The sequence below is a fragment of the Nostoc sp. CALU 546 genome, assembly GCF_048836525.1.
Genome location: NZ_JAWJTF010000121.1, coordinates 20,818 through 27,543, shown reverse-complemented (window position 1 = coordinate 27,543; position 6,726 = coordinate 20,818). Strand labels below are relative to the sequence as shown.

General features: G+C 41.2%; 6 protein-coding genes and 1 pseudogene. 3 read left to right on the top strand and 4 right to left on the bottom strand.

Annotation, left to right across the window (positions count from 1 at the left end; genetic code table 11):
- The 3 genes and pseudogenes from RRG12_RS36630 to RRG12_RS36620 form a co-directional block, all read right to left on the bottom strand.
- Nucleotides 1-583 (bottom strand): annotated as a pseudogene (locus RRG12_RS36630) (hypothetical protein); the annotation flags it as partial.
- Between the two features lie 944 nt (nt 584-1,527).
- The gene (locus RRG12_RS36625) at nt 1,528-1,950 is read right to left on the bottom strand and encodes a hypothetical protein (protein WP_069069761.1); all 423 of its coding nucleotides are present in this window, start codon (nt 1,948-1,950) and stop codon (nt 1,528-1,530) included.
- Between the two features lie 179 nt (nt 1,951-2,129).
- Nucleotides 2,130-2,462: a winged helix-turn-helix transcriptional regulator gene (locus RRG12_RS36620; RefSeq protein WP_420762583.1), complete on the bottom strand. Its 333-nt coding sequence runs from the start codon at nt 2,460-2,462 to the stop codon at nt 2,130-2,132.
- Between the two features lie 102 nt (nt 2,463-2,564).
- On the opposite strand from RRG12_RS36620, the gene RRG12_RS36615 reads away from it, so the two are divergent.
- The 3 genes from RRG12_RS36615 (at nt 2,565) to RRG12_RS36605 (ending at nt 4,871) form a co-directional block, all read left to right on the top strand.
- Nucleotides 2,565-3,302, top strand: a complete 738-nt coding sequence (locus RRG12_RS36615) for an SDR family oxidoreductase (RefSeq protein ID WP_420762582.1) — start codon at nt 2,565-2,567, stop codon at nt 3,300-3,302.
- Nucleotides 3,303-3,412: 110 nt separating this feature from the next.
- Complete coding sequence (locus RRG12_RS36610; protein ID WP_420762581.1) at nt 3,413-4,081, top strand: DUF1294 domain-containing protein; 669 nt, start codon at nt 3,413-3,415, stop codon at nt 4,079-4,081.
- Nucleotides 4,082-4,262: 181 nt separating this feature from the next.
- The gene (locus tag RRG12_RS36605; protein WP_420762580.1) at nt 4,263-4,871 is read left to right on the top strand and encodes a Uma2 family endonuclease; all 609 of its coding nucleotides are present in this window, start codon (nt 4,263-4,265) and stop codon (nt 4,869-4,871) included.
- A gap of 82 nt (nt 4,872-4,953) precedes the next feature.
- Here the strand turns inward: RRG12_RS36605 and RRG12_RS36600 are convergent, their stop codons facing one another.
- On the bottom strand, nt 4,954-6,549 hold the full coding sequence (locus RRG12_RS36600) for a nickel-dependent hydrogenase large subunit (RefSeq protein WP_420762579.1): 1,596 nt from the start codon (nt 6,547-6,549) through the stop codon (nt 4,954-4,956).
- Nucleotides 6,550-6,726: the final 177 nt, after the last annotated feature.

Below are 6,726 nucleotides of genomic sequence, written 5' to 3'. Positions count from 1 at the left end.
GATTTTGCCCTCCCGCAAATGGATTTGAACCACCAGCGAATGGATTTTGACCACCCGCAAATGGATTTGAACCACCCGCGAATGGATTTTGACCACCCGCAAATGGATTTGAACCACCCGCGAATGGATTTGAACCACCCGCGAATGGATTTGAACCACCTGCAAGTGAGGTGATTACGTTATCACCCAGTTCCTCGTTAAGCCTTGAATTAATCTGGTCGTTAATAGTAACTCTCAAACCAAACCCATCTGTTATTTCACTTGTGCTGATACTATTGCTTTGGTTGCCAGCACCAGTCAAAGGGTCACGGACGCTAACTGCCGATGGATTTACACCGCCTGCAAAGATATTCCAGAAGTTATCATCAGCGAAAGGATTACCACCATAGGGGAAATCAGTTCCATTATTGCCACTACCACCGAATGGACTACCGCTACCTTGTCCATTACCAACACCGTTAAATATGTTGGAGAGGTCTTCATCACTCAGAACTTCACTCAGCCTACCGAAGGGTGAATTTATCAACGGATTGTTCCCACCATTAGAGAAGTTACCGCTATCGCTATTAATCAAATCTGTCATTAGAACTAATCCTCCTATTTTTAGCATGAAAATCTTTCTTGCATATAGGAATCCAACTTGAGTCTTGCGAGGTATTGATAAGAACCAAAACTTTATCAGGCAAGCTTTAAAGCAGATTGGCTTTTCAAAAAAAGTATGGAATTCCTATAGCTATCTGAACAGACAAAGTTAAGTCTGCTTCATGAGTTTTTTGTTTTTTTTAGCCAAATAGTTATTAGTTCTTAGTTTGTAATTTATGCTAATTACATCCACAATCTATTTGATTTAGCTTCTCAAGACAATAAAAAATATTTTGATAAGTTTGTCAAATCTTTAGATATTTTAATGCAATGATTTAGAAAAAGCGATTATAGCGGTTCTTGACCCAGCTAAGTACAATTTTGACCTCTCTCTAAACCTCTTTCCTAAAAGGAGAGAGGCTTTGAATTCTTTCCCCTTCAGGAATAGGGTTAGGTTTATTTGCATACCCGTACCTCACCGGATTGAAAATGGGTATAAAATACTTGATAATAAAATTAAATTTCCGTTAAATATGATATTGCAATAAACAATGTTTTGATAATTTTGCTAAATTTTTAGATATTTAGCATCCTAACTCTGGTTTTGTTCGTCCGAGACGCTGTAATTACTTTGAGTAGTTGCCGTAATTTGCAAAATACGCGTTTATATCAGAGGCTCTGACTAAATAATATAGACAAAGCCTCTGAAAAATAATTTATCAAACAGAATTCAGTTGGGTATTCTGTATGACTGGTGGATAGCGTAGCGGTAGCAAGTCAGACGCTCCTACGTCACTAACGCTGCGCTATCGAGCGTCGCGAGCGTCTGAATAACCGGGTTTAATACCCCCACAAAATCGTAGATTTGGTGGTGCAACAATTCAGTTGCAGGTCTGAATCCGCGACTGATTAGATTCTTCTGAATTTTTCTTCAACAGCAGAAAACTATAACTCTACACCATGTTTCTTGGCAACTTCAGTCAGTTTCTCATACTGATCTTGTGACACTTTAGTTAATATCTCTTCAGCCTGTTCTTTAGTACTTCCTTCTTTAGGAATTAAATACTTGACATAAAGAGATACAAAATCAGCAGCGATCGCTAAACCAGATAAAGCGTGTTTGTCAGCTTCCTTACCTGCGATCGCAGCTACCAACCCGGCTTTAATTGGGTCTGGTTTAACTTTCATGAACTGCTCGACAAGTTTAGGAACATAGTCTTCTGGTGGCAAATTATCTAACTTACTTCTATCAGGAGTAAAGTTACATTCTGCGGCTTGAGCTTGCTCTAAAACACACCATTCTATGTATTCTTGCAATGCTGCATCGGGAACGCGAGGGAGATAATTATGTAGCGCTAAATCAGACACAAGCTTACCGTGTAAATTGCTGTTTTATGCAAATGCATTAACGCAAGCCTAACCCACTATTTCTATAAGTTTTAGTGTGTTACGCTACGAGTTTTGAATATCAGGCATTGGGAATAGGACATTGGGAATAGGACATTGGGAATAGGGCATTAGAAAATCTCTGCTCCACTTCCTAATTTCTATTCCCTAATAACTCGCTTTAGATGTTCTTGTCCCCAGTCGCAAAGAGCTTTTAATACAGGTATAAGAGTTCTGCCATAATCTGTAAAAGAATATTGCACTTTTAAAGGTACATTTGAGTACACTTTTCGGTTAACAATTCCATCATTTTCTAGTTCACGAAGTTGTTGAATCAGCATTTTTTCAGTAATTTCAGGAATCAATTGTTTCAATTGGCTGTATCGTTTGGCTTCATCCTTCAAGTGCCAGAGAATCAAAATCTTCCATTTGCCTCCTAAAACTTTTAGCGTTGTTTGCACAAATGATGTGCCTTCAGTTTGCTTTTCTGACATATATTATGCGAACTTACAAAAAAGTAAGTACTTCCCAAAAAGTAAGTATAAGTATATTTTTGGATTAGAGTAATTCCTATTTCGACGGTATAAAGGAAAAGCATGGAAGTTTTAGGTGCAATTGCCCTGGTAACTGGCGCAAATGGAGGTCTAGGTAAGTACTTTGTAGAGGGATTGAGAGCGCAAGGTGTAGCCAAAATTTATGCTGGCGCTCGCAAGGTGGATGCTTTAGCTGAAATTGTTGCAACTGATCCGCAGCGAATTATCCCGATTCAGTTAGAAATTACTGATGAAGAATCTGTTCGCCAAGCTGCACTAAAATGTCAAGATGTCAACTTGTTGATTAACAATGCTGGTGTGGGCTTGAACCAGGGATTGATTGCTGCACCTGATTTGTCTTCCGCTAGGGCAGAAATGGAAGTTAATTATTTTGGGACGTTGATTATGTGCCGTGCTTTTGCTCCTATCTTGAAACAAAATGGAGGTGGAGCGATCGCTAATATGGTTTCAATGGTGGCGCGGGTGAATCTTCCTTTTAATGGGAGCTATGGCGCTTCTAAAGCAGCAGTTTTGTCATTGACTCAGGCGGTTCGGGCAGAGTTAGCGGCTCAAAAAACGCTGGTGGTAGCAGTGTTACCAGGAGCGATCGATATTGGTATGGGCAAGTCTTTCCCCGATCCAAAAGTACCTCCAGAAGAAGTAGTTCTGGATGCGCTGCAAGCTGTAGTTGATGGCATAGAAGAAGTTTACCCAGGTGAGCAGGCCAAGCAACTCAATGAGCAACTAATGCAAGATCCTAAAGGAGTTGAAAAGTTTATTGCGACATTTTTACCAGGGTAAAGAGTTGATGGAGCGATGTCTCCGACGGGCTACGCCTACGCATTTTTGGTGTTATCTATTTGTGTAAATTAGGGCATACTGTAAAGCAGGTATAAACATATAATTTGTTCATGAAACCTGCTTTACACATAGGACAGCTAACTATCTGGAAGGACGATCGCGGGTTTGGTTTCATACAACCTAATGATGGTAGTCAAGAAGTCTTTCTACACATTACAGGATTTAAAGACGTTAACCGTCGTCCTCAAGCTGGTGATTTGATTTGTTATCAATTAACAGTTAGTAAAGATGGCAAAGTACGCGCTTGTAATGCTTTTATTGAAGAAGTTAAATCAAAATCATTATCTTCTACCGCACCAAATAAGTCTGTATCCAGAACTGTAGATAAATCTTTATCATTAGCATTAAATACATTACTTCTATCTTTACTACCAGGGTTGGGTTCAATTCATCTTGCACTAACAACTGGCAACCCAATTCCGCTAATTCTTTATCCTGTCATGAGTTTAATTACTTTTGGACTATATGCCGATGATAAGTCTCGCGCACAACAAGGACGATGGAGAACGCAAGAAAATACTTTACATCTGTGCGAATTTATGGGTGGTTGGTTAGGTGGTTTTGTTGCTCAACAGAAGCTACGTCACAAAAGCAGCAAAGCTTCTTATCAAGTTGTATTTTGGGTGATAGCAATTCTTCACATTGTATTTTGGTTAGATTGGCTATTTTTTGGTAGAGCGTTGATAAATCTGTTTTTTGGTATTACTTCTAGGGGGTAATTAAGTTTAGTCTGATTGTCATAGATCGCTCACTTCGATGACCAATCCAGTAAGCTGTAAAGTGAGTGTTGTTTAGGAAACTATAAACTACAGAAATTTCGATGCCTTACCCTATGACTAACCCACCTGATAATTAAATTAAACGGGTAAATCCTAGAGATATTGTGATAGTAGTAAGCTAATGATGTTTTTACCAGAAGGTAAGGTGATTATGGCAATCACATTTGATAAAGCTGCATCTGGGAATATGACTCTTGAGGAGTTCTTTAATTATGACGATGGTACAGATGCTCTCTATGAGTTTGAAGATGGAGAATTGCTTCTGATGACGGCCGAGAGTGAGATAAATCGACGAATTACCATGTTTATCCTTGTCTGCTTTGTGCAACTGGGTATACCTGCTTATCGGCTGTCGATGAAAACGGAAATTATGACTACTGGCTCACGGGTGCGCGTTCCTGATTTAGTGGTGTTTTCTGAGGAGTTGGCGACAGCGATGGAGGGGGCTAAACGATCTACGGTAATGCCAGAAATGCCACCGCCGTTATTAGTGGTTGAAGTGGTGAGTCCAAATCAGAGTAGTCGTGATTATCGCTATAAGCGATCTGAGTATGCCGCACGGGGTATTTTTGAGTATTGGATTGTTGATCCGATACAACAGCGAGTGACAGTTCTGGAATGGGTAGAGGGTTTTTATGAGGAGAAGGTGTATTTAGGAGATAGTGCGATCGCTTCGCTTGTATTTGCTGATCTAAAGTTGACTGCTGTCCAAGTTTTGCAGTGCCATTAACGACGACTGCATGAGTCTTGAACAGCTACAAGAACTGATGGATTGAAGAAACGGTGATAGAAAGCTGGAAGAATTTTGAGAATTAAGCTGTCCGAAAACGTGCCAACTCCTCACCAGTCTTCGCATCATGGGCGTGGACTGTACACACCAAACATGAATCAAACGATCGCGCCACATGACCAACTTCCACCGGATCGCTAGAATCGTAAATGGGTGTCCCAATTAACGCTTCTTCAATGGGGCCGCGGATTCCTTCACCGTCACGAGGCCCAATATTCCAAGTACCAGGGGCAATCACTTGGTAATTCTTAATTTTACCGCCCTCTACTTCAACCCAGTGAGATAAGGAACCTCGCGCCGCTTCCGTTGCACCCCAACCACGACCATCTTTTTCTGTAGGTTTAATATACCAAGGGTCGTTTAATTTGAATTCGCGCAAACAGTGTTCAGCTTGGCGATATAACTTGACAATTTCGTGAACTCGTGCTAGCTGACGCACATGAATACTAGGGCCACCCATCCGTTTGAAGACATCAAGGATGAAGGGGTCGTAGTGTTGCCAAGATTCGCCATGTTTACCGCCAGCTACTAATTGCCGCGCTAAGGGGCCAGTTTCCAAGCGTCCGAAGTCTTTGTGCAGGACTGCACTCGACCAAGAGTAGGCGTTATCGAAGTCTTTGGTATTGATTGCAGTGGGTTTAGTGGTGCGATCGCTAGGATGAATATCTTCTGTCCCTTCATCGTACCAGGAGTGAGTTGTATTCTCGCGGGTAAATGACTGATCCATTAAAACGTGAGTGTCTGCGAAGCTGTCATACACTCCACTTTTCATAATCATCGCCGCATTTCGTCCCTCGATAGTCGGCTTTTGGTATTTATCTTCATGGGCTAAATATCCCCAAGTCACATATTTACCAACACCAGCACCATATCTATCTAAACCGATATCCAAACCCATCCGCCAATAAAAACCTAAGTCGGAATCTCGATGATTGCGGTCTTCATCTAACCAATCTCTGAAGTCATCATAACTTTGGATTTGTTCGTAGCGTTCTAAAGAACAACCCAACCACACTGGTTCTAACCAATTGGTGCGGAAATATTCGAGAAGCGCCCAAGCGCGGGTAATGTCTGTTAGTGTTGGGGCGCACATCACGCCACCAGGCACCATATAACTGCTGTGGGGCCATTGTCCGCCCAATAGTGCATAAATTTCTACAGGTTTGGCAGAAATTGTGATGCCTAGTTCATAAGATTTGCCTGTGAAAGCAGCAAAGCGTCTCACAGCTTCTTCATAGTAACGACTATGGCGGTATTTTTTATTGGTCAAATCAATGGCAAACAAACCATAAAAATACCGGGGAATACTTTGAATTGTCTCGACAATTTGTCCAAGATTTCTCGCTAAAATTGCATTGCGGGGAACTTCTGTTTCCCAAGCTGTATCTAATGCCCAAGATGCACAAGTTAGATGAGAACCGCCACAAATTCCGCAAATGCGAGGCGTGACAATTAATCCGGCTTGGGGGTCTTTACCGCGCAGGATAACTTCAAATCCACGAAATAATTCGGCGTGTGTCCAAGCGTTGACTACCCGCCCATTCTCAATATCAACTCGGACATCTAAATCGCCTTCAACTCTACCGACGGGCGAAATGTCTAATGATTGAATTGTCATTTGTTATTTGTCCTTTGTCATTGGTCATTTGTCCTTTGTCGTTTGTCATTTGTCATTTGTTATTGGTAATTATTCACTCGCCCTACTGCAAAATAGTCGAAACCCTTGATTTCTCATTGAGAGGTATAGAGGAGTGTGAAAGATTATAGTCATTAGTCAAATCACAAAGGACAAATG